Annotated in this window: 28 protein-coding genes and 1 riboswitch; of the genes, 18 read left to right on the plus strand and 10 right to left on the minus strand. The window is 43.0% G+C overall.

Translation table 11 applies throughout. From position 1 onward, the window contains the following. Positions 1-114 precede the first annotated feature (114 nt). The 13 genes from LKD36_RS07085 to LKD36_RS07145 all read left to right on the plus strand — a co-directional run bounded on the left by LKD36_RS07085 (position 115) and on the right by LKD36_RS07145 (position 10765). Positions 115-438 carry a PadR family transcriptional regulator gene (locus LKD36_RS07085; RefSeq protein ID WP_004841007.1) on the plus strand — a complete coding sequence of 108 codons (324 nt, stop codon included), beginning with the start codon at positions 115-117 and terminating at the stop codon, positions 436-438. Then, on the plus strand, positions 435-1022 hold the full coding sequence (locus tag LKD36_RS07090; RefSeq protein WP_148336069.1) for a DUF2812 domain-containing protein: 588 nt from the start codon (positions 435-437) through the stop codon (positions 1020-1022). The genes LKD36_RS07085 and LKD36_RS07090 overlap by 4 nt, the downstream gene beginning before the upstream one ends. A gap of 12 nt (positions 1023-1034) precedes the next feature. Further along, positions 1035-1454: a nuclear transport factor 2 family protein gene (locus LKD36_RS07095; protein WP_004841005.1), complete on the plus strand. Its 420-nt coding sequence runs from the start codon at positions 1035-1037 to the stop codon at positions 1452-1454. Positions 1455-1481: 27 nt separating this feature from the next. Beyond that, the gene (locus tag LKD36_RS07100) at positions 1482-1655 is read left to right on the plus strand and encodes a hypothetical protein (RefSeq protein ID WP_158575090.1); all 174 of its coding nucleotides are present in this window, start codon (positions 1482-1484) and stop codon (positions 1653-1655) included. Positions 1656-1730: 75 nt separating this feature from the next. Continuing rightward, positions 1731-2399 (plus strand): response regulator transcription factor, encoded by a 669-nt coding sequence (locus LKD36_RS07105; protein ID WP_148336070.1) that lies wholly within the window; start codon positions 1731-1733, stop codon positions 2397-2399. Then, positions 2396-3409, plus strand: coding sequence for a sensor histidine kinase (locus tag LKD36_RS07110; protein ID WP_227589428.1), 1014 nt, complete (start codon positions 2396-2398; stop codon positions 3407-3409). The genes LKD36_RS07105 and LKD36_RS07110 overlap by 4 nt, the downstream gene beginning before the upstream one ends. Positions 3410-3510: 101 nt before the next feature. Further along, positions 3511-4278 (plus strand): ABC transporter ATP-binding protein, encoded by a 768-nt coding sequence (locus LKD36_RS07115; protein WP_004840998.1) that lies wholly within the window; start codon positions 3511-3513, stop codon positions 4276-4278. After that, the gene (locus LKD36_RS07120) at positions 4268-6487 is read left to right on the plus strand and encodes an FtsX-like permease family protein (RefSeq protein ID WP_227589427.1); all 2220 of its coding nucleotides are present in this window, start codon (positions 4268-4270) and stop codon (positions 6485-6487) included. Before LKD36_RS07115 ends, LKD36_RS07120 begins: the two co-directional genes overlap by 11 nt. A gap of 12 nt (positions 6488-6499) precedes the next feature. After that, a complete protein-coding gene (locus LKD36_RS07125) occupies positions 6500-8464 on the plus strand; it encodes an ABC transporter permease (protein ID WP_227589426.1) in 1965 nt (654 codons plus the stop codon). 150 nt (positions 8465-8614) lie between these two features. Then, the gene (locus LKD36_RS07130; protein WP_117497604.1) at positions 8615-8779 is read left to right on the plus strand and encodes a DUF6440 family protein; all 165 of its coding nucleotides are present in this window, start codon (positions 8615-8617) and stop codon (positions 8777-8779) included. Positions 8780-8834: 55 nt separating this feature from the next. Then, on the plus strand, positions 8835-9269 hold the full coding sequence (locus LKD36_RS07135) for a winged helix-turn-helix domain-containing protein (RefSeq protein WP_029465871.1): 435 nt from the start codon (positions 8835-8837) through the stop codon (positions 9267-9269). A gap of 166 nt (positions 9270-9435) precedes the next feature. After that, a complete protein-coding gene (locus LKD36_RS07140) occupies positions 9436-10350 on the plus strand; it encodes a ParM/StbA family protein (RefSeq protein WP_227589425.1) in 915 nt (304 codons plus the stop codon). Next, a complete protein-coding gene (locus tag LKD36_RS07145; protein ID WP_253057963.1) occupies positions 10313-10765 on the plus strand; it encodes a hypothetical protein in 453 nt (150 codons plus the stop codon). Before LKD36_RS07140 ends, LKD36_RS07145 begins: the two co-directional genes overlap by 38 nt. Positions 10766-10795: 30 nt before the next feature. On the opposite strand, the gene LKD36_RS07150 is transcribed toward LKD36_RS07145, so the two are convergent. Beyond that, a complete protein-coding gene (locus LKD36_RS07150) occupies positions 10796-11125 on the minus strand; it encodes a helix-turn-helix domain-containing protein (protein WP_308459192.1) in 330 nt (109 codons plus the stop codon). 126 nt (positions 11126-11251) lie between these two features. On the opposite strand from LKD36_RS07150, the gene LKD36_RS07155 reads away from it, so the two are divergent. The 4 genes from LKD36_RS07155 to LKD36_RS07170 all read left to right on the plus strand — a co-directional run bounded on the left by LKD36_RS07155 (position 11252) and on the right by LKD36_RS07170 (position 13173). Continuing rightward, positions 11252-11800 (plus strand): SLOG family protein, encoded by a 549-nt coding sequence (locus LKD36_RS07155; protein WP_118560398.1) that lies wholly within the window; start codon positions 11252-11254, stop codon positions 11798-11800. A gap of 467 nt (positions 11801-12267) precedes the next feature. Further along, positions 12268-12567 carry a hypothetical protein gene (locus LKD36_RS07160; RefSeq protein WP_227589423.1) on the plus strand — a complete coding sequence of 100 codons (300 nt, stop codon included), beginning with the start codon at positions 12268-12270 and terminating at the stop codon, positions 12565-12567. 19 nt (positions 12568-12586) lie between these two features. Next, entirely contained in the window at positions 12587-12994 is a 408-nt protein-coding gene (locus LKD36_RS07165; RefSeq protein WP_227589422.1) for a sigma-70 family RNA polymerase sigma factor, read from the plus strand. Further along, positions 12991-13173: a helix-turn-helix domain-containing protein gene (locus LKD36_RS07170; RefSeq protein WP_025529780.1), complete on the plus strand. Its 183-nt coding sequence runs from the start codon at positions 12991-12993 to the stop codon at positions 13171-13173. Before LKD36_RS07165 ends, LKD36_RS07170 begins: the two co-directional genes overlap by 4 nt. 53 nt (positions 13174-13226) lie before the next feature. Here LKD36_RS07170 and LKD36_RS07175 read toward each other — a convergent pair whose 3' ends face one another. The 4 genes from LKD36_RS07175 to LKD36_RS07190 form a co-directional block, all read right to left on the minus strand. Beyond that, complete coding sequence (locus tag LKD36_RS07175; RefSeq protein WP_029465888.1) at positions 13227-13652, minus strand: winged helix-turn-helix domain-containing protein; 426 nt, start codon at positions 13650-13652, stop codon at positions 13227-13229. A 170-nt stretch (positions 13653-13822) separates the two neighbouring features. Then, positions 13823-14515, minus strand: a complete 693-nt coding sequence (locus tag LKD36_RS07180; protein ID WP_227589421.1) for a riboflavin kinase — start codon at positions 14513-14515, stop codon at positions 13823-13825. A gap of 8 nt (positions 14516-14523) precedes the next feature. Then, positions 14524-15168, minus strand: coding sequence for an ECF transporter S component (locus LKD36_RS07185; RefSeq protein ID WP_227589420.1), 645 nt, complete (start codon positions 15166-15168; stop codon positions 14524-14526). Between the two features lie 117 nt (positions 15169-15285). Continuing rightward, positions 15286-15401: riboswitch (FMN riboswitch) on the minus strand. A gap of 98 nt (positions 15402-15499) precedes the next feature. Then, positions 15500-16018: a nitroreductase family protein gene (locus tag LKD36_RS07190; protein ID WP_227589419.1), complete on the minus strand. Its 519-nt coding sequence runs from the start codon at positions 16016-16018 to the stop codon at positions 15500-15502. Between the two features lie 152 nt (positions 16019-16170). Between LKD36_RS07190 and LKD36_RS07195 the strand changes: the two genes are divergently transcribed. Then, the gene (locus tag LKD36_RS07195) at positions 16171-16524 is read left to right on the plus strand and encodes a winged helix-turn-helix transcriptional regulator (RefSeq protein ID WP_118024187.1); all 354 of its coding nucleotides are present in this window, start codon (positions 16171-16173) and stop codon (positions 16522-16524) included. A gap of 143 nt (positions 16525-16667) precedes the next feature. Here the strand turns inward: LKD36_RS07195 and LKD36_RS07200 are convergent, their stop codons facing one another. The 5 genes from LKD36_RS07200 to LKD36_RS07220 all read right to left on the minus strand — a co-directional run bounded on the left by LKD36_RS07200 (position 16668) and on the right by LKD36_RS07220 (position 22269). After that, positions 16668-17090, minus strand: coding sequence for a winged helix-turn-helix domain-containing protein (locus LKD36_RS07200; protein WP_227589418.1), 423 nt, complete (start codon positions 17088-17090; stop codon positions 16668-16670). A gap of 187 nt (positions 17091-17277) precedes the next feature. Then, on the minus strand, positions 17278-19746 hold the full coding sequence (locus LKD36_RS07205; protein ID WP_331465187.1) for an FtsX-like permease family protein: 2469 nt from the start codon (positions 19744-19746) through the stop codon (positions 17278-17280). Between the two features lie 20 nt (positions 19747-19766). After that, positions 19767-20441: an ABC transporter ATP-binding protein gene (locus LKD36_RS07210; protein WP_148336085.1), complete on the minus strand. Its 675-nt coding sequence runs from the start codon at positions 20439-20441 to the stop codon at positions 19767-19769. Positions 20442-20509: 68 nt separating this feature from the next. Next, positions 20510-21610, minus strand: a complete 1101-nt coding sequence (locus tag LKD36_RS07215; protein WP_204987124.1) for a HAMP domain-containing sensor histidine kinase — start codon at positions 21608-21610, stop codon at positions 20510-20512. After that, positions 21598-22269: a response regulator transcription factor gene (locus LKD36_RS07220; protein ID WP_431833075.1), complete on the minus strand. Its 672-nt coding sequence runs from the start codon at positions 22267-22269 to the stop codon at positions 21598-21600. The genes LKD36_RS07215 and LKD36_RS07220 overlap by 13 nt, the downstream gene beginning before the upstream one ends. Positions 22270-22480: the final 211 nt, after the last annotated feature.

Consider the following 22480-nt stretch of genomic DNA (forward strand, 5'->3'; position numbering starts at 1 on the left):
GCGGCGTGTGCTGCCCCGCTTTTTAAGTTTGCTGTTATATTTTGGATCGTTATTGACTTCTATTACGGTTAGTGATATATTTATTACAGTAACCGTAATAAGGAGGCAGGTGTTATGCGAGACAATGCGAAAGGCGGTGCGCTCACAGAGGTGACATTCTTTATTTTGCTTTCCCTTTATACCCCGAAACATGGATATGCTGTCATGCAATTTATTGAAGATAGTACAAAAGGGCGGCTCACGCTGGGGGCAGGTACTTTATATGGTGCGTTGAACTCGTTGCAGGAAAAAGGCTGGATTGCACCTTTTGGAGATAGTGCGGGACGGAAAAAAGAATATCTCATCACAACACAAGGAAAAGAAATTGCAGAAAAGGAACTTATAAGGCTCAATGAACTTGTAGGAGTGGCCAATGGAATTATTGGAGGTGCAGTATGAGCAAAAAGTGTTATCGTTTCTTTGGCGGTTTGTTGACTGCCCAGGAACATTGGTTGAATAAAATGTCTGAAAAGGGCTATCGTCTGATTCGGACGGAAAAAATGTTGTATGAATTTGAGGCGTGTAAACCGGATCAGGTAAAATACTGCGTGGAGTTTATCGGGCAAAAATCGAAAGCCAACGCGTCCGATTATCATGAGTTTTTAGAGGGGATGGGTTACAAAGTATTTTATAAAAACATCAACCTGAACTACTCTGTTGGTAAAGTACGCCTACGGCCATGGGCTGAAAAAGGCGGACGCATAGCAACAAATGCCACCACCTTTAATCGGGAACTGTTGATTGTAGAAAAAGATAATGACGGTAAGCCGTTTGAACTTCATACTTCTTATGAGGACAAGGAAAACTATTACAGAAATCTGCGTAATCCGTGGCTGCTGCTCCTGCTTATGTTCGCAATATTTGCGGTTGTAAATCGCTCGGCAGTTTTTGGTGTGCTTGCCCTGGTTTCTCTGATTCCTGTCCTCGTATATCAAACCCAGGTGATGCAGAACAAACGCGAAGGTAAGACAAAAGAATGGTGAGGTGTTTATATCATGAATGAACGAGAAAAAACAATCCGATTATGGTTTGATATGTGGCTCAATCAGCAGGATATGGGGATTGATGATATTTTTACAGAAGATGTGATCTATACAGAAAGCTGGAGTCCCCAGTATAACAACCGAAAAACAGTAAAGCATTGGTTTCAGGAATGGAATACCCGTGGCAAGGTGGTCATTTGGGAAATCAAGCAATTTTTTCATAAGGGAGATCAAACGATTGTGGAGTGGTATTTCAAAAATGAAATGAACAATGGAAGTATAGAGGAATTTGATGGAATCTCGCTGGTTGAATGGACAGAGGATAATAAAATAAAGGCATTAAAAGAATTTGGGTGTAATCGCAATACCTATAATCCATACCAGGAAGGCGATACCCCTCAATTCAAAGCAGAAAAAGCAAATTGGTTTTGAATTGAGTGCTTATGGAGGTAAAATATAATGTATCGGACAGAATTAGTAGAAGGAATTACCGTGGAAAATGTAACAGAGAAAATCAATGCAAAAATAGAAGAAATGGAAAAGGAAAGCTATCGACTTGTTACGATGTCTTTTTGGGGAACCGAAAGAGCTGTACTGGTTTTCAAAAAAGGCTTAAAGGGTAGTTTGCTTTAACATATATACTTGACTTATTCGAATGTCAATGGGAGAATGAGCAACTGCATATCGTATTTTTTTACGGAGGCTGATATGAAAGAAAAAATATTGATAATAGAAGATGATCCGTTGATACGGAATGAATTGAAAACGCTGCTGCAAAGCAACGGCTATGAAACGGTGGCTCCGGAGAAATTTGCTGATGTGATCGACCGGATCAAAGCCGAGCAGCCACACTTGATTTTGCTGGACATCAAACTGCCGGGGACCAGTGGCTTTTCTCTCTGCACCGAGATTCGCACATTTTCCGAAGTGCCAATCATCTTTGTGACAAGCTGCAACACGGATATGGACGAGCTGAATAGCATTATGCTGGGCGGAGACGCTTTTATCACGAAGCCCTATAACACAGCGATCCTGCTTGCGAAAATCGCTTCTCTGTTGAAAAAAGCCTATCCCACACAGCAACGGGAACAGATCGTCTATGGAGATGCGGTGCTGCGTCTGGAATCCAGCAGTTTGGACTATCATGGACAGAGCGTAGAACTTACCAAGAACGAATTGAAAATTCTCTATTACCTGTTCAAGAACGGTGGAAAAATCTGTTCTCGCGGAGATATGATTGAGTATTTGTGGGACAATCAGCTATATGTGGATGACAATGCTTTGAGCGTCAATATCAACCGCATCCGGGAAAAACTGGCGGGCATCGGTCTGACGGATTTTATCAAGACAAAGCACCGACAGGGGTACACGATATGAACAGCAGACGATATTGGAAAAACAGGCTGCCATTTCTGCTGACAAACCTTGTTTGTATGGCTGCACTCACTGTATTTCTGCTGGTGTGCGGCAATTCGGTTTCCGCAGTAGTATTGATCCTGATTGTATGGGCATTGATTTTGCTGACGGGACTTGTCCTCACTTACTGGAAACGGAAGCGGCAGATGAAAAAACTTCTGGATATGGCGGAGCAGCTTTCCGAAAGATACCTCATTTCCGAAGTGATGGAGCTGCCGGAACAGGCCGAGGATCAGGTTTACTATCAGCTTTTGAAAATGGCTGGAAAATCCATGTTGGAACAGATTGGAGAAGTCGAGCGGGAACGCCTGGAGTACAAAGAATACATTGAGCAATGGATTCACGAAATCAAAACGCCCATTACTGCCATGAAACTCCTATGTGAAAACCACCGGACGGACTGGACAAAGGAACTTCTGCTGGAACTGGAAAAGACCAACCGTTTTACCGAACAGGCTCTTTATTACGCCCGCAGTGAGCATACAGAGAAAGATTATTCTGTCCGGGAAATGGCACTGTCCCAAGTGGTGCATCAGGCGATTGCAGATAATAAATATCTGCTGCTCCAAGGTGGTATGCGTCTGGAAGTGGAGGAAATGCAGGACACGGTTTATTCAGATGAAAAGTGGGTGCGCTTTATTCTGAACCAACTGATTGCCAATGCGGTCAAGTATCGTACGGAACAACCGGTTCTCCGCATTTCTACTCATAAACGGCAAGATCAGGTTGTCCTTGTCGTGGAGGACAATGGAATCGGAATTGCTGCGTCCGATCTGCCCCGTATTTTTGAAAAGGGATTTACAGGCCAGAACGGTCGCAAGATTCAGCAATCCACAGGAATTGGTCTGTATCTGTGCAAACGGCTTTGTGAAAAGCTGGGCATTGGCATTGCGGCGGAATCGTCGGAACATGGCACAGCCGTTTCCCTTTCTTTTCACATCAACTGTCTGATTCATGAAGTGCAGGACTGAAAAGCGTTCTGCACTTCTTACATTTTTGTTAGAACTTTGTAAGAAAACTTGATACAAACGAAGCCGCTCTTATTTTACAATAGAGATCAGAGGTGATAAAAATGAAAGAAATTTTGAAACTGGATCATATCCAAAAATATTACGGAAATGGCGGGAATGTTACAAAAGCAATTCAGGACATCAGCTTTTCCGTTCAAGAGGGAGAATTTGTAGGAATCATGGGAGCATCCGGTTCCGGCAAGACTACCCTGCTCAACTGTATTTCCACCATTGATACCGTCAGTGCGGGACATATCTATCTGGATGGAACCGATGTGACGGAAATCAATGAAAAACAAATTGCCCGGTTTCGCCGGGAAAATCTTGGATTTGTGTTCCAGGATTTTAACCTGCTGGACACGCTGACCATTTCGGAAAACATAGCCCTGGCGCTGACCATCAACAAGGTTCCCGCAGGCGAGATTGATGGGCGGGTGCGGGAAATGGCCGGAAAGCTGAATATCACGGATATTCTGGATAAGTACCCCTATCAGGTGTCCGGCGGCCAGAAGCAGCGGTGCGCCTGTGCCAGAGCCATTATCAACCAGCCTAAGCTGATTTTGGCGGATGAACCCACCGGTGCGTTAGACAGTCACTCGTCCCAGATGCTGCTCTCGACGATCCAGAGTATCAACGAAGATCTCGGAGCCACGATCCTGATGGTGACACACGATGCTTTCTCGGCAAGCTATGCCAATCGTATTCTCTTTATGAGGGACGGGGCAATCTTTATGGAAATCCGTAAGGGTGGTGATTCCCGCAGGACTTTCTTTGAAAAAATCCTGGATGTCCTCACCATGATGGGAGGAGGCATGAGCGATGTACGCTAAATTGATTTTTAGAAATGCGAAACGCTCTGCAAAGGACTATCTAATCTATATTGTTACCTTGACGATCTGCGTTACTTTGTTTTATGCGTTTCTATCTATATCGAGCAGCTACTACCAGCCAGATATTGGAACTGCTTATGAAATTACAGCGTTTAGTGATGGTATCAAATTGGCGGTCTGTGCGATCACGCTGTTGTTATTGTTCCTGATACGCTATGTAAACAGCTATATGCTGCGGCGCAAGCAAAAGGAATTTGCCGTACAATCTATTATGGGGATGGAGCAAAAAACAATCGGCTGGCTCTTTTTTGCAGAAACTTTTTTGATGGGGGCTATATCTATTGCTCTTGGTATTGCTCTTGGTGTGTTGTGTTCGCAATTTATGTCCGCTATGCTGCTCGCTTCCTATGGTCATAGTTATGAGCTGACATGGACACTGTTCCCCGATACCGTTCTTTGGACAGTCGGCTTTTTCACAATCAGTTTTTTCGTGGTTGGACTGTTCAATGTCCGTACTATTCGTAAGATCAAGATTATTGATATGCTGTCTGCGGACAGACAAAATGAACCTGATTTGAAGAAGAACCGGTTTATACCGACAATCCTTGTGATCTACTTGGTGCTTTCTATATGGATGTTGGAAACAGGGATTCAAAAGATGATCTTTTTCTTTGATCCACGATTTGCTTTTCCTCTCCACATCTTGTTTTGGGGAAATATCATTTTTCCGGCGCTCACCCTGCTGTGGTCGTTCGTTTGGCTACTCAAAAAGAAAGTATGGACATTGCAAACTTTGCTTATCGGTCTCTTAGCCTGCACAGTTCCAAATACTGTACTTGCAGCTCTCGTACCGGTTTTTGAAAGCAAGTATTATCTAACTCTGGGCGCTGGTACGATCAATCAATATTTGCTGTTCGTTGTTGCAGATTTACTTTTTTTGATATGCGGAATTATTTATCTGTCCAGCAGCGCGATTGTTGCATGGAAAAGCAAATCCCCTGCACACAGGTATCAAGGTAATAACCTGTTTTTCTTTGGACAGATCATATCCAAGCTCACAACAACGACAAAAACAATGACCTTGATTTGCATTACGCTGACAATAGCCATTCTTATGTTCATTATCGCACCAGTACTGACAGAATGGAGTACGGGGTATTTGGATAGTCGCTCCATGTATGATGTTCAGATCAATTCCCGATATAATGATGTGTACGAAAAAAAGGATTTGCCAACAGGCGATTATGAAGCGGTCACAGATTTTTTGACGGAAGAAGGAATTGCGGTAAGCGCAGACTGTGCCTTTAGCCTTTATCTTCCAAATTGTGAAGATTTTCATGACCGTGTAAAACATGAATTTCCTGTGGTTGCTATTTCTCTTAGCGATTATAATGCTATCAGGGAAATGCTGGGATATGAGGCTATTACGCTTGAAGAAAATGAGTTTACGACCCAATGGCATACAACTGCAACAACGGATGAACAAGAAGAATTTATACGCAGTCATGCAGTGGTAGATACCGATGTAGGAAGGTTAACGCTTTCTGAACAGGCCAGTTATCAAGAGGCAATGGGCGAAACCTTATACAATTCCTATACACAAGTTGTATATGTATTTCCAGATAGTGTTTGTCAAAACCTTCTTTCTGTCAAGCGGAACCGTTATATCCAGACATCAAAAGAACTTTCCTACTCAGATGCAGCGGCCTTAGAAAACAGGTTTATAAAGGTCTATCCAGAACTTTCGGAAAAGGGTGTTGGGTATTCCATTCGATTGAGTACGCTGCAAATCAATGAAACAAAGGGTATGAACTTCATTCTAAAGACAGCGATGATTTATGGCGCTGTGGTTTTAATGGTAATGTGCCTCACAATACTTTCTTTGCAGCAACTCTTAGATGCAGGAAAATATAAATATCGTTTTGGAGTTTTGCGTAAATTGGGGACAGAGGAATCCGATATAAAGAAATTGATGCGAAAACAGCTTAGAGTGTGGTTTGGTTTACCGATTACAGTAGCGGTTATTGTATCCTTCGTTGTGGTAGCTTATTTTATTCAATCTGTCTCAAATGAGATTGCTTCTTATATTGGATTTGATAAATTGCTCCTGCAAGTGGGCATTACGGTCGCTGTACTTATTTTGCTTTTGGTTTGCTATTATATCAGCACATGGATATTATTCAGCAAATCCACATCCAATTCAGATTGAGGGGGTGTGATGATGTACTGGAAGTTAGCAATTCAAAATATTCGCAGAAGCCTGCGGGATTATATCATTTACTTTGTGACGCTTACCTTGACTGCGGCATTGATGTACTCATTTTTGGCATTGGGCTTTTCATCAGATGTTCTTGCTATGGCAGAAAATATGTCGATGCTGACTACTGGAATTCTGCTTATGTCAGCTCTGGTTGCTTTTATGTCCTCGTTTGTGATCGGTTATGCGATCCGCTTTATGCTGGGACGACGGAAAAAGGAGTTTGCAACCTACGAATTGATTGGCATGGAATCAAAGACAGTACGGAATTTGTTCCTTGCTGAAAACAGTATCATCGGCACTGGGGCCTTTCTGCTTGGTTCTTTGGTTGGCACAGGGCTTTCCGGTTTGCTGAATCAGGTGGTAAAAAATATCTTTGAGGTGCCGCATACCTATCAGGTTTCCTTTTCTCTCCAGGCATGGGCAGTAACATTTTTGTTTTTTGCCTTGATGTATGGTTTTGGGATGCTCCGAGCAGCAAAGATTATCCGGCATCAGAAAGTAATCGATCTGCTGTATGATAACCGCAAGAATGAAGAATACCGTTTCAAATCATTCCGCCATAGTCTTTTGGTAGTATTGCTCTCAATCGCTGCAATGGTTGCAGGCGTGATTTTGCTTGGGCGGATGCTTCAGACACAAACCAATGAAGCATTTTTGTACCTTGGCGGAGCCTGCCTGCTCATTCTGGTGGGTGTTTACGAGCTGCATCGCCAGATTCCGCTTTTGTTGCACCGATTTGCAAAACAAAATCTGCGCCATAAGTACAAAGAAGAAAATCTGTTCTTCCTGGGGCAGATTGGGCGGCGCATCCATTCTGCTGGCCGGACAATGGCTGTGGTGGCGATTCTTTTAACCATATCCCTGGCAACCATGTTTGTGGGGCTTACAATGGGAGCAGGCTACAAAGCCAACATGAAAGCCTACTATCCCTATGATGCAGGCGTGGCGATTGATGCACCTTTGGAGAAATCCAGCATGGATTCCATCGTTTCCTTTACAGAGGAGCATTGTGGAGTCGAGGATTCTGTGAGCTATTATCTGTATGCGGTTCCTGAAAAACCGATCGAAGCCTTGTCCTTGTCCGACTATAACCACCTGCGTGAGATTTTGGGACTTTCTCCTGTTTCCATGAGCGACAACGAGTTTTTGGTTCATTGTGATACATGGAACTATATGGACGGAATCCGGCAGGGCTTGAAGCAGCAGCCAGAGATCACATTAAATGGTCGAACCTTGACTATTGCAGAGACACCGATTCTGACGGAGCCGATGGAGCAGTATCAAATGGCCGGAACGAAGGGATATGTACTTGTTCTGCCGGATGAAGCAGCTTCACAATTCGTCGGAGAAAAAATCCGTCTGGCGATGAAACTGGAAGATGGCGGATACCCGGAATTGAAAAGCGACTTGAAGCAATTCCTGAACAGTGGGAAATGGCAGCCGGAATTGCAGGCAGGTCAACAGCTCCCGGAAAAAGTAACGATGGGTGTTACAGTAAAGGCGTGGGGCGTTGCCAATTCGCTGACTGGATTTACAGCCATTTCGTTCTGCGGATTGTATTTAAGCATTATTTTTATCATTCTATCCTGCTCGGTTCTTGCATTTGAGCAGCTTTCTGCCATAGACAAAAACCAGAAGAATTATGCAGTCATTGACCGTTTGGGTGTACCGGGCCGCAGGCAGGCTTCCCTGATCCGCAGGGAACTGTCCACAGTCTTTTTGATCCCACTGCTATTCCCTCTTTTACTGACGGTTTTGCTGATCACAGGGGCACAGTTCTTTTTCGGAGAAGCAATCTTGCAGCAGGGACTTGTACCTCTTTATGGTCTGGTGACGATTCTGCTATTCTGTGCAATCTACCTGACCTATTTTGGTGCAACAATGTTCTTATTCAAACGGGTTATTCTTCGGCCTGAAATGAGATGAAAATTGAATTGCTACAAAAATGAAGCAATTCCGCCTGTTTTCTTGCCGAAAAAGAAAGCGATTAGGAGATTTTTGCAACATTTGGCCTTTATCATAGAGTAATAAATTAGAAATGCTGATACCTTACACTATGCAAAGGAGTGGATTACTATGGCAAACAAAGAAAAGCGCTTTGAAACAATCTATACACAGGGAACTTCCTTGAGTATTGTTGTAGACACCGAAACAGGTGTAAACTACCTTGTCCATGATACGGGGATTACCCCTTTGCTGGATAAAAACGGAACAGTCGTTATTACTGAAATAAACAAGTAAACTTTATATTGGCTGCAGGGTATCAGCATTCTAATTATGAATAAGGGAGGGACATATGGGAAAAATCTTTGTATTGTCGGTAACAGACCATGAAGAATACATACTTAGCAGAATTATGGAGATTATTGCAGCCGAGCCAGGATTTGACCATATTGTGTCATCTCATCCTTGTAATACTCTTGTTTTTCCGGGATTGGAGCTTCGCTTGAAGGAGAGAACGGTACACCGAAACGGCGAGTTAATTTCTATGACCCATCGGGAATTTGCGACATTGGTATACTTGGCAAACCACCCGTCCTGGGTATTTTCTGCCGGGCAGATTTATGAAGAAGTATGGGGTGAGGATGGTGAAAACTGCGGAACAGCCGTTGCCAGCGTCATTGGTCAGATCCGCAGAAAACTGACACCGGATATGCCGAAAGCGGGTTATATCCGTACTGTTTTGGGGAGCGGATACAAATTTGAAGTTCCGCAGGGTATGGCAGAATAGAACAATCAAATATATATTAGCTGCGCACATTATGAAGCAGCCAAAAGCGGGAAACCTTTATGATGGGTCTCCTGCTTTTTGTTTTTAGAAAATAGTGTGTGATTGTTGAGAATAGGCGTCATATAGGCGTAAAGGATATGTATAAAGCAAAAAGGAGGCATTACATATGCTTATTGGCGTTGATCATGGCAACAAACAAATTAAAACGGTTCATTGCAACCCCTTTGTGTCCGGTCTGAAGCAGAGTGTCACCCGTCCCTTTGGACAGAATGTGCTGAGGTATCAGAATACCTACTATACGCTGTCTACTGAGCGGATTCCTTATCGGAAAGATAAAACGGAGGATGATCGCTTCTTTATCCTGACCCTATTTGCTCTGGCTGGAGAGATTGAAGCGAGGGGGGCATATTCCTCGGAGGTTCAGCGTATCCAACTGGCAGTTGGACTGCCGCCGGCACACTTTGGCGCCCAGGTGGAACGGTTCACACAATACTTCAGACAGCGAGGAGTGATAGGGTTTGAGATGCAGGGGAAGCCGTATTCCATCTATATTGAAGATGCGGCCTGCTTCCCCCAGGCTTACGCAGCAGCAGCCACCATGCTTCACACGCTCGTGGAGGAACCCAAAGCGGTGATTCTGGATATTGGCGGGTTTACGGCTGACTATCTGCTGATGAAAAATGGAGAGATTGACCTTACCTCCTGTGATTCGTTAGAAAATGGTGTAATTCTGTTGTACAATAAGGTGCGTTCAAAGGTGAATTCGGAGCTGGACCTGCTGTTGGATGAAGGAGATGTGGACGCTATCCTGATGGGAAAAAAGACTCAATATCCGGATGCAGCCATACGGCTGACAGAACAGATGGCGCAGGAATTTATCAATGACCTGTTCAGCACGCTGCGGGAGCGAATGTTGGACTTGCAATATTGCAAGGTAGTATTTGTAGGCGGTGGCGCCATTCTTTTGAAGCGGCAGATCGAAACTTCGGGCAAGGTGGGAACACCATTCTTCGTACCGAAAATCAATGCAAATGCGGATGGCTATGAGTATCTGTACCGGATTGAAACAGCAGGCAGGTGATGGTATGGGCGAGAAAAAAGAACGAGGACGGTTTACGCTGCGCTTTAATGAGGGCGATCCCATACACGAGACTGCCATTGGATTACTGGAGTTACAGAGTCCCCGCACAAAAGCGCAATATGTGGCAAATGCAGTGGTCTACTATAATGAGCACTTTGGGCAGGAGCCGCAGCCACTAAATGCTTCTATTATCAGCAAAGAAGCGGTAGTGGCTATCGTCAAAGAGATTTTGCGGCAGGAAGGTATGGGACAGGAAAAAGCAAAAGAGCAGGCGATCACAGCCAGATTGGTTGAGGGGCCCGTAGCGCCTGTGATGCCTTCAACTGCACAGGAAGTGGACGATGATTCGGAAATGGACGATAGGACACGCAGACTGATTGCTGGTGCCTTGTCTGCATTCCGCAGCCGGGGATAATCAAAAGAGGCATGGGAGCCAGCGATGCTCCTATGCCTCTTCCTGTATGGCCGCGATAAAACTGTCTAAAATATCTTCAAAATGCCTGTATTGTTTGGGTGTTAGTGTGGAAATCTTCTCCATAAGAAGGGAGGAATCTGTTTCTGTGATGACGCCTCGCAACAAATACTCGGTGCTGATGTGAAGTGCATCACAGACTTTGAGGATCGTCTCAGGCCGCATAGCCTTTTGACCCAATTCTGCGGTGGAGATGGTCTGTGGTGTGGCATGAGCCAGCTCTGCCAGAGTTTCTTGGGTCATATTTAGTTGTTTCCTCCGGTCGAAGATCCGTTTACCCATATCTTTCAGTAGATTTTCCATGCGTCACCTCCATGCTATAGTTACATTTTATCCGCTATGACATGGATTATTAAGCGGTCATGGTTGATTTATCTCGTCCATGGCAAGTATAATATGCAGAGGAGTACGCCAGGAAAGGAGAATTATATGAACAGTTTTTCGTGTGTGATTACAGGTCACAGACCGACCAGATTTAAGTTCAAATATAATGAAAAGGATAAACGCTGCCAACGGATTAAAAAGTGTCTGCAGGAGCAACTCATACGACTCTATCATCAGGGAGTACGATGCTTTTGGGTTGGAGGAGCAATGGGCGTTGATATGTGGGCAGCGGAGCTCCTGCTACGTATGAAAGAGCAGCAAGCGTATCAAGATGTGGAATTGTGTCTGGCTCTCCCTTTTGAGGGTTACAATGCAGACTGGGATGACTGGCACCGAAAGAGGATGGATTTTATTTGCAGATATGCTGAGAAGGTCTTAGTGCTGGGCGAAATGCCCTCAAGCGAAAGCTATAAGAAACGCAATTACTATATGGTGGAGCAGGCCGGGCATATGATAGCTGTCTATGATAATGCACACAATATGCGGTCCGGAACCCAGCAGACGGTCAACTATGCCAAGAAGAAAGGACTCCAGATCATTTATATCCATCCAGATACAGCCCAGGTAACAGAGGAAGATATAACTAAAAAATAAAGGAAGGGCTCTAAAGCGGGACACTGAGAGAGGTTGAAAAGCAGTGTGTCCGTTTTAGAGCCTGTTTTGTCATATAATGTCGAATGATTTTCTTTTTACTCGAAAGCGACTCCAATGCTACTCCAAAAGTTTCCGAAAACTGTCAGTTACACTGTAATTATGGCAGTGATCCCAAAACCAATGAAAACTCGATAAGTGGAGGTGGGGGGATGAGATCAGTACAGTACCCAATGAAAATCGGAAGAAGAGGGTGGTCTTTATCCTGACAATAAGGATGAAGGCCGCCTTTTGTTTTAATTTCATAGATTCATAGAATAGTTGGAATAGCATTTGAAAAAAGTATTATTTCACAATTTAACAATTATCAGCAGGGCGGCAGCGTTGCGCTGCCATATCGCGAAAGAAAGGGGATGATGCAGGCCGCCTGTGTGCCGTCCGCATAACTGCGGACAGGGAGTAACGATGTTATGGAAAAAGGATTCCACAACATCGAGCAGTTCATTGCTTTCATAACTCCAGGACACACGGCTTTTCATGAACGGCTCTCAATAGGGGTATATCGTCGAGGCAGGACGAGAGAGTTTTCTCCACATAAGGAAAAACCTCCACCTGCTCGGATGGTATCTATTGAACTGCTCGATGCAGCAATTCAGGGAACAGCTGGTTTTGTCCATTGGTACAAAGCTGGCTGTTTTTGTTTATCACAGCCAGGTTTTGTCCGGTGCAGGTCACCGCCAGAAGCTCAGGAAATTCATAGAAATTCTTGAGACTTTTGGAGGTAAAGCCATGTGGCAACGGAACAATGGACAGGCAGAAGATGACCTGCAATTCAGGTTTACAGCATATTTAGTTTCGGCGGTCAAGCGCCGCAGAAAAGATTATTTGATCCAGCTTTATAAGCGCAGCAGTATAGAGAGTACTGTGGAAGTGGTCTATGAGTCCGAACCAAGCTCAGAGGAAGTGGTTTTAGACAAATTGCCGCTTATGGATGTCATTGAAAATGGAGCGCTTCTGGAGGCACTTCAGAAACTCAATGAACGGGAGCGCCAGATCTTTCTGGCTCGAACGCTGGAGGAAGAAGATTTTGAAACTCTGGGAGTAAAGTTTGAACTGTCCTACAAAGGGGCAGCTGCGCTTTACTATAGGACGATTCAGAAAATCAGAAAGAGCATTGAAGGAGGTGACAAGAGATGAATTTTGAATGTCTGCTTCTCAGCGCCAAGGCGGGAAACGAGGATGCCATTACGACGATTTTGCAGATGTATCGACCATTGCTGCTCAAGTATGCCATTATTGATGGTGTGCTGGATGAGGATTTGTACCAGGAATTGAGCATTATTTTGTTGAAGGCGATTAAGTTGTTTAAGATTTAAGTCAATGAGAAAGGCTCCGAGATCATTATGGCCTCGGAGCCTTTCTTGCTGACTTAAAATGGAGAACTGTTAAATTTATATCCGCTGCCCAGTACAGTCCGGATATAACCGCCCTTCGGCGTATCCGGTGTCAACTTGCGACGGATCTGACCGATTACACTGGCAACAGCGGTACCGCAGTGTTCACCGTCCGCAGCCCACACAGCCTCATAGATTTGGCTGGCAGAAAAGACCCAGCCAGGATGGCGAGCCAGATAAGCAAGGACAGCAAACTCATGATGAGTTAGTGTAACAAGTTGACCTCTGCAGAATACTGCCTGCTCCTTCAGGCGAATCTCAAGCTCCGGAAAGGGGAGAGTGTCATCCGAGAGTGGGAGAGCAATATGGTCAAGCTCTGGTTCGTCTGCAAGGGCTTCCATAATTTTATTGAGTATGTGTTCTTCATGGTCTGCAACGGATAATATTAAAAATTTGCCCATATTGTTCACATCCTTTCTTCTCTCTATATGAATAAGCAGTGGTCTTGTTTTTGGTGAAACCTAAATGAACTGGGGGATAGTATCAGAGCCGTTTCTGTTTATAAAAGGTTGCTGAACACGAAGACTTCAAAATTTTGAGAATGGCGCTATTTGCTCTTGTGTTTACCACCTTACTCGGAATTGAATTTATAACCATAGCCAATTACTGTTTTTATATACTCGTGTCCCATGCAATATGGCTTTAGCCTTTTTCGTATTTGAAAAATCGTGTTTTCTACTGCATGCAAATGGTTATTTGTGGGTTCATGCCAAATCTGTTCATAAATCTGTTCTTTTGTGAATGCAGTTTGAGGAGATTGCAGTAACAGATAAAGGACTTCAAATTCGTTTGTTGATAAATAAACTTCCTGCTGTTCTAATATTACACAATGCCGGTTAACATCAATGTGTAAGGTGTGATTTGTTTGCTTTAATCCCCAAAATTCTTGTGCCATTGTCCGGTCATTCGCAATTTGTTCAAGCAGCAAGGATAATTCATTGAATTTTCTGACTTCCCTCAATTTCTTATATAGGTTGACAGTTATCGTACACCCATATATATCCTTATCAAAATCAAAAATATATGTTTCGATTGAAACAAAGCTATCATTATCAAGTGTAGGGCGCGTCCCAATGTGGGTAACACCGTAATATCTCTTATCGCCTAAAAGAATATCTGCCACATATACTCCTGTCTTTGGCAAAAAATCTTTTTTTTCGATTGCTATGTTCGCGGTAGGTGTCCCCACATGCTTTCCAATACCTCGGCCATGTATAACGGTTCCTGTTAGTGTGTAAATAGGCTCATTTAGTTTTTCTTTCATTTCAATCCTCATATAATCCCATTCATTGACAGGATAATCAAAACACAAGTTACAATAATAAAACTTGCCAATATAAGCAGACCAGTATGCTTTTGTCTTGCTTCATTTTCCGAAGCAGCAACATATCCGCTTTTTCTCAAAGCGGTAACTATGGGCTTATACAGTAAAAAGGTAATGGATGCATTTAACCCACCTTTCAACAAGTTAAATGGAAGAAAGGCAGGAAGTAACAATTCTACAACTGCTTCTCTTGGATACCCCATGTAAAGCGGTGTTACCAAATAGTTCCACAACAGCATAACAACAACCGTTATGAGCCATCCCGATGCCAGACCAATCACTGCACCAGATAAAGTGTGCTTTTTTTTGTAAATGACAGATGCCGTACACGCAAAAGATAGTGTTTGTACGATATTCATGATACAACCTAATATTCCAGTATCGCTTACTGTAATCATTTCAAGGATTGCCACAATGACAGATACGATACAAGAAGTCATCGGTCCCCAAATAAAGCCGCCCAAAGTTACAATAACATCGGATGGGTCGTACTTTAAGAATAGAATAATCGGAATCCTGCCGACAACCATGGTGGCATAAGTGATCGCACATAGCATCCCAATAGTGGTGACTCTTTTTGTTTTACTGTTCATAATTGCTTTCCTCCGTGGCAAAAAATTAACACCCAAAAGAAAAGGTCTTTCGGGTGTTAACATTATAATTAGGCCACAGAAAAGAAAGTAAGCCCCTTAAAATCTGCGGAAATCTAACCATATCTTCTTTCATCCAGACTATACTGTTGGTTTTGGAATTACACCAAATCGTGCGTTTTACGCTCGCGGACTTTACCGCCAATCGGGAATTTCACCCTGCCCCGAAGACACTTTTATTCAGTTGTTTCCCCGCAATTATAACATCAACTATTTTTGGAAGCAATGAGTTGAAGATAGTTCGGAAGTATTTCGGAAATCGAGTCATACTCGGTTACAGTTTTTCATACGAAACTAAGTCAGTGAGTGGAATCCTCATGTGTTCATGTCTTTCTGTATCTGATGGCGCTTCATTTCCATAACCGATTACCAAAATATTGATTGGCTCTAAATTATCGGGTAAATCAAATTCTTTCCGGATAACATCAGGCTGAAAGTAACATACCCATACGGTACCTAAACCTAATTCTGTTGCCTCCAACATCATATGGTCTGTTAGGATAGCTGCGTCAATGTCTCCGGTTTGCTTTTGGTCAAAGGGGCGAACCCATGCTTTGTTATGATCTGCACATACAATAATTGCAAGAGGAGCATTATAAATATTTGCCCCTTTGCTGATTTTTTCCAGTCCCTCTTTGCTTTCTACTGCAATTAAGTGAACCGGCTGTAGGTTTGCTGCTGTTGGTGCAACATGAGCAGCCTGCAAAATTTTATCAAGCTTCTCTTTCTCCACTTTTTTGCCACTGTAATTGCGTACAGAATACCGTTTTTTTGCAATCTCAATAAAATTCATCATGGTCAATCCTTTCTTGGTGCTGTATAATTTAGTTGACATGTTCAATCGTCGTACTAATTTTAACATGGTGCAGTAGAATAACAAGATTGCACTTTTCAGGTAGATACTTCCCTCAAAGAAAGTACCCAAAAAGGAGTGAATATATAAAAATGAATTATCAAAAAGATCAATTTAGTTGTCCAGTGGAAGCCACACTTTTTCTGATTGGAGGAAAATATAAACCTCTCATTCTTTGGCATTTGATAGAAAAACCTTTGCACTACATGGAATTACAACGCTTAATTCCAAAAGCCACACCTAAAATGCTTTCACAACAACTTCGCGATTTGGAAGAATGTGGCATGATTCACAGAGAAGTAATTCCAGAAAAACCACCTAAAACCTTGTATTCACTTACCGCCTTTGGAAAAAGTATCATTCCGGTATTAGATTCTATGTGTAACTGGGGAATACACTTTCTTGAAGGATTGGATATTACACCGCCTTGTGGTTCAAAACTGTAAATAGTCTATTTGGGGAAGAGTAGACTGCCGTTTGTCGAATTTATATATGTTTTTTTCAAGTAATACAGGAAGCAATACTTGCAGCCTTATTTTATATAAAAAGAAGCGCCGGACAGAGCCAATAAGCCTATGTCCGGCATTTCCTATATCACGGATTCAAATTTATATCCACTACCCAGTACAGTGCGAATATAGCCACTCTTTGGTGTATCCGGCGTCAACTTGCGCCGGATCTGACCGATGACACTGGCAACGGCGGTGCCGCAGTGTTCACCGTCTCTATCCCATACGGCCTCATAAATCTGGCTGGCTGAGAATACCCAGCTGGGATGACGAGCCAGATATGTAAGGACAGCAAACTCATGGTGAGTCAGAGTAACAAGTTGACCTCTGCAGGATACTGTCTGCTCCTTTAGCCGAATTTCCAGATTTTTAAAAGAAAGAATGTTGCAAGGGAGAGGAGGCGCAATATGGTTAAGCTTCGGCTCGTTTGCGATAGTTTCCATAATTTTATTGAGTATATGTTCTTCGTGGTCAGTGACGGATAATATTAAAATTTTGCCCATATTGTTCGCCTCCTTTGCTTGGGGTAAATGCGGAAAACTGTTGTGCCAGTGGCCGCCAACTGTACCAGAATCAGCACAGCAAATAGACAAAAGCTTCTTTATCCACCTGCTTTCACTGATAAGGTCATTCTAAAACCTAAATGTCCACAAAATATTAGAAAGTTCGGACAGTTCAAAAAATAGTGTTCTACTCAACCGTTTCAATCGAATCCACAATATTCATTTTTGAAATTTTCCGTAGCGGAATTGCTGTTGCCAGCAAGCAAGCTCCTACTGCCAAGAGGGTTGCTTCAAGAATGGGCATGACAGGGATTGCAACAAGCTGGATGGTGTCGCTCGTGGCCGCCTCAATGAAGATCGTACAAACATATCCCAGCACGCTTCCAATCACAGAGGCAATGATTCCGTAATATGCACCTTCCCAAAGGAAAGTTTTATAAAGGCTATCGGCACTCATTCCAATGGCCCGCTGCATACCGATTTCTGTTACTCTGGTGTGAATATTTGTGTAAACGGTATTGATGATATTAAGAATACCAATCAGGCCAACGAAAAGAATCAGCCCCCATGCCAGCATTTGAATTTGTGCAAAGCTCTCTTTTAGTTGCTGGTCGGTTTCTTCATATGACAAGAATGTTGTCCCCGGTATTCTGTTACAAAACGCCTCGATAAATGTATCAAAGTTTTCCCTGTCAGCACCCTCGTTCAGTGTAGGCAAAAACTCTGAATAGGTATCTTTTCCCGTCAGGCGTTCATAGATAGCATCATCAACGATCACTTGAACACCATTTGTGAAACCGCCATTTCCAATACCAAGATAACCGTCATAGCCATCCAAGGTTTTCAAAACATTCAGCTCCATTCCCGCAACACAGATGCTTTCTCCGGCCTCTATATTTGTAAATTCAAGAACATCTTCGCCGTAGCTCATGGGAATAGGATTCCTTACTATACAGGCGTTCCCTGATTTCAGTTGTCCAAGCTGTTCTTCTGGTAATTGATCCCCCATAAAATAATCCCAATATTCATTGTTCAATCCGACAACCTGAAAAGTTTCGCCGGGTTTCAGTTGAAATTCAAGACTGATTTCATCGAGCAGCCCATTTTCATTTTGTTCGTAAAGCGAAAATTGTATGGCGGCTACACTTTGCACAGCTTCATTTTTCCGCAAAGTGTTCAGATCATCTGTGGTAAATCCAATACTTTCATTTGTGATCTGATAATCTCCTACATGATTATCTTGCAGGGCGCTTGCAGCGTTCAGGAGAGAGGAAAACCCTTGCAGGGCAATAAAAACCGTGATACTCATAACAAGGGACAAAATTGTAATTGCAGTACGGCCTTTATTTCTCTTTAAGTTCAGGCGGGCATAATATGCTTCAAAATGATGGATTTTCTTTGTTTTACGCTTTCTGCGCCGAATTTTTAGATTTGTTCCAGACATCGCCATAATGGGAGATACCCTTGCGGCTGATCTGGCTGCTGGTAATGCTGCAAACAACGCAAACGCCAAAGTGATTGCTCCGCTTAAAACCAGTAAGGTTCCATTCAAAGAACTGTTCTCTGCTATTAGAGTTTTCAATTCAGAAGCATCCTGAACCAAGAACAATTCAGGGGAAACCAGGCCGGTAGCTGCCTCTAAAATTCCTCTGGCACTCAGGAAACCAAGAAGCATACCAATAGGAATCCCCATCAGGCACAATAGGATTACTTCAATTACAATGATCTGATAAAGCTGTCCTTTTTCGCCTCCAATAGCCCGAAGTGTTCCATATCCCTTTATCCGTTTTGATACAGATATTTTCAGAATGTTGTAAATCACAAGACCAGCAGCCAGCAAAATCAAAGTACCCACTAATATCCCTGCGACTGTCATAAAAGAGAATCCCTTATCATTAGCACCCTCGGAATTTGCAGTATAGGAAATTCCCAAGGCGTTCAAATATACAATATTATAGCTGGTATCAAGCTCATGGATATTAAATTCCTTATTGATGTCATCGACAACTGCTTGAAAATTCTTTTTATCGGCAGTCCGAATATCCACATTGTAATAAATATAAGATTCCGTTAAAAGTTGTTCAGCAGTTCCTTCCCCTACAACTCCCGTAACAGTGCCGCTTGTATATCCCAAGTAGTTATTTTTCAATATCCCTGTAAGAACAAATTCTGCTGTATAGGAATAGCTGTCCGCAATGTTGTGGCGAAGATTTTTTTGCAGTGAAAGTGTAATCTTATCTCCAATACCGCCCTCAAAGCCAAGATATTTCAGAATATCTTCAGAAAGCGCTATTTCCATCGGGGCTTCCGGCAGACGACCTTCTTCTACACTGGTACTGGATGGATAGATAGCGGCAGTATCATCCCAATATTCCATCAAACCAAGAGTAAGAGATGGGGAGAGTTCTAAACTTCCCATATAAATAGATTTGCCTACATAGGAAAGACGCTCATCCTGTTCCAGTGCATGAAGCTGCTCTGCATTCATCTGCAAAAAAGTGGCATATCGGTTTCCTCCGATAGCGATGGCCTGCTGTTCCCGCATTGCACTAAGTACGCCAATGGATTGTCCTACAATGGTTGTCATCATAGTAGACAGCACAACGGCAATCAAAATAAGAATAGAAGTGACTTTTTGGGACAGTAGTTCTTTCAATGCTAATGTACGATAAGATTTCATTTCGCTGTCACCTCCGCAAGCACACCATCTACGATCTGAAACTGGCGGTCTGCCATTCGCGCAATACGGCTGTCATGGGTAATGACAACGAGAGCTTTACCCATCTTTTTCCATACATTTTGAAGCAGTTCCATGACTTCGCCGCCGCTTTTGCTGTCCAGATTTCCCGTAGGCTCATCAGCAAAAATTACATCCGGCTTTGCAATCAAAGCGCGGGCGATGGCTACACGCTGCTGCTGGCCGCCGGATAACTCATGGGGCAGATGTTCCAAGCGGCCCTGAATGCCAAGCAGTTCTGTAAGCTGTTTCAGGTATGCTTCATCCGGTTTTTGTTTATCCAGCAAAAGAGGCATGATAATATTTTCTTTCGCCGTCAGAACCGGAAGCAGATTAAATTGCTGAAAAATAAATCCAATCCGCTTCCGGCGGAATGCCGACAACTCCTTATCGCTGTAACTGTAAATATCTTTACCATCATAGGTCAGCGAGCCGGAAGATGGCTTATCCAAGCCGGAAAGCAAATGAAGCAGGGTACTTTTTCCGCTTCCAGATGGTCCCATAATAGAAATAAAATCACTGGATACAATTTCGAGATTCGCATGATCCAAAGCCACCACTCGGTTTTCACCGTCACCATAAATCTTTGATAAATTCTTTGCCTCAATATTCATAAAAAACACTCTCCTTATTTGTGGTATAAGGAGAGTGTAAATGATAAATCTCAAAAATCGCTCAAGGATTACACGAAATGAAAAATAGCAGTTGCGGATGCACCGCCCCCAACCCTATTTTCCAAAATCAATCGGCCACCATGTTTTTCACATAAAATTCTGCTGCTGTAAAGCCCCATTCCGAAATGTGAGGAATTACTACTTGTCGTTTCAAAAGGGTTTGGCCCATTCTGCACGAGAGACAGCGGATAACCAGCACCATCATCTTCTACATTCAAGGTCATAGAATCATTTTGCAGCGTTATTTGAATAGAGATTGCTTTTTCTGCAAATCGCGCCGCATTTCCAATCAGATTTTCCGCTACGGTAAGAAATAGCCCGTGATCTATACAAACAGTTCCGCCTGATGGGACTAAAACAGAAACTTTTTTGGATAGCGCCAACAGTCGTGCTGTTTCCTGCAATTCACTCTGCAAAACGGATAGTCTGATTTCTTTTGGCTTAACAGAGAGTTGTTCCAACTTTTGAACACTGCTCATAGCTTCTACATACTGCTCAATCCGTAAAGTGTAACTTTCCAGCCGGTCTATGGTCTGTTCGTCCTGAATACCTTGCCGTAAAAGTTTTACACTTCCTTTTAATACCGTAATCGGGTTACGCAGATCATGGGAAAATGCGGCATTGAGCCGTTTGCGTTCCTCGGCCTGTTGCCACAACAGCCGATTCGATTTCAGAAGTTCACTCCGCATTTCTTCAAAGGCAGCACATAGTTGTCCCATTTCATCGTAAGACAAAATCGGCAGCGAAAAATCCAGATCATTATTCTGAATCCGCATAATGCCATTTTGCAGGCAGGAAATAGGCTGCTTCAATTTGAGATAATAAAAAAGAAAGACTGAAACAATCAATCCACCTACCGGGAAAAGAATACAGGAAAGCGTCTGCACAATATTTAGGATAGCCAAAATGCGCTGTTGTGACGCCGTAGGAGATGGCAGGGGTACGATTGAACCATCCGATAGGATTTCTACACCGCCTAAAGGATAATAGTTTTCAATGCCACGGCAAAGAAAGATAACCGCACCAAGCAGGAGAAATGCCACCGCTAAACAGGAGAGGGATAATAACAGGAAAGATTTCTTTAGTCCCATATTTTTTAGGCGTTCCACCGATACCCACACCCCCAAACTGTTTCAATGTAATTGTGCAATGTATGTGCTGCAAATTTAGCGCGTATTTTCCGGATATGCTCCATAATTGTATCGCTGTTTCCGTCCCCATCTAATCCCCACACACGCTCATAAATCCGCTCACGATCAAAAACCTGTCCTGCATTGAGGGATAAAAGTTCTACAATCTCAAACTCCCTCTTAGATAGCGGGATGTTCTGATTATTGATTGTAACTGTTCGGGCGGAATAGTCCAGTATCAATTCACCAAAGAAGCGTACTGCCGAATTATTTTGGCGTCGCTGCTCACGGCGCAAATGTGCAGCAATACGCGCCCCCAATTCATCCAAATCAAAGGGCTTGACGATATAATCATCCGCCCCGGCCTGAAATCCAATAATCTTATCGCTGGATTCAATACGAGCAGTCAAAAAAAGAATGGGACAGGCTATGTGTTCCCGTATCTTCTGGCATACAGTCAGGCCATCCATTCCAGGCATATTGATGTCTAATAAAATTAAATCTGGTTTGTAGGCTACTTTTTTGAGTGCTTCTTGGCCGCTATAAGCGGTCAGAATATCATATCGTGTTTGAAAATAACTCTGTATCATATCAACAATACCGCGTTCATCATCAACGATCAGTAATTTAGGATTCAAAATCATGCACCTCCATTCTTTATATGATATATGGTAAATCTCAAAAATCCCTCAACTTCCTTTGCTTTTGCGGATATTATAACAGGCAAATGTCTGCGAAATATTACAACGGACAGATTTTGAAAAATATATTTCTTTATAATTATATAGCAGGTTGACTTTTGCAACAAGATTTTATAAGTGTACATAAAAATAAATAACTATTTCATAG

It is taken from the genome of Hominiventricola filiformis (genome assembly GCF_020686965.1).
Lineage (GTDB): Bacteria > Bacillota > Clostridia > Lachnospirales > Lachnospiraceae > Hominiventricola > Hominiventricola filiformis.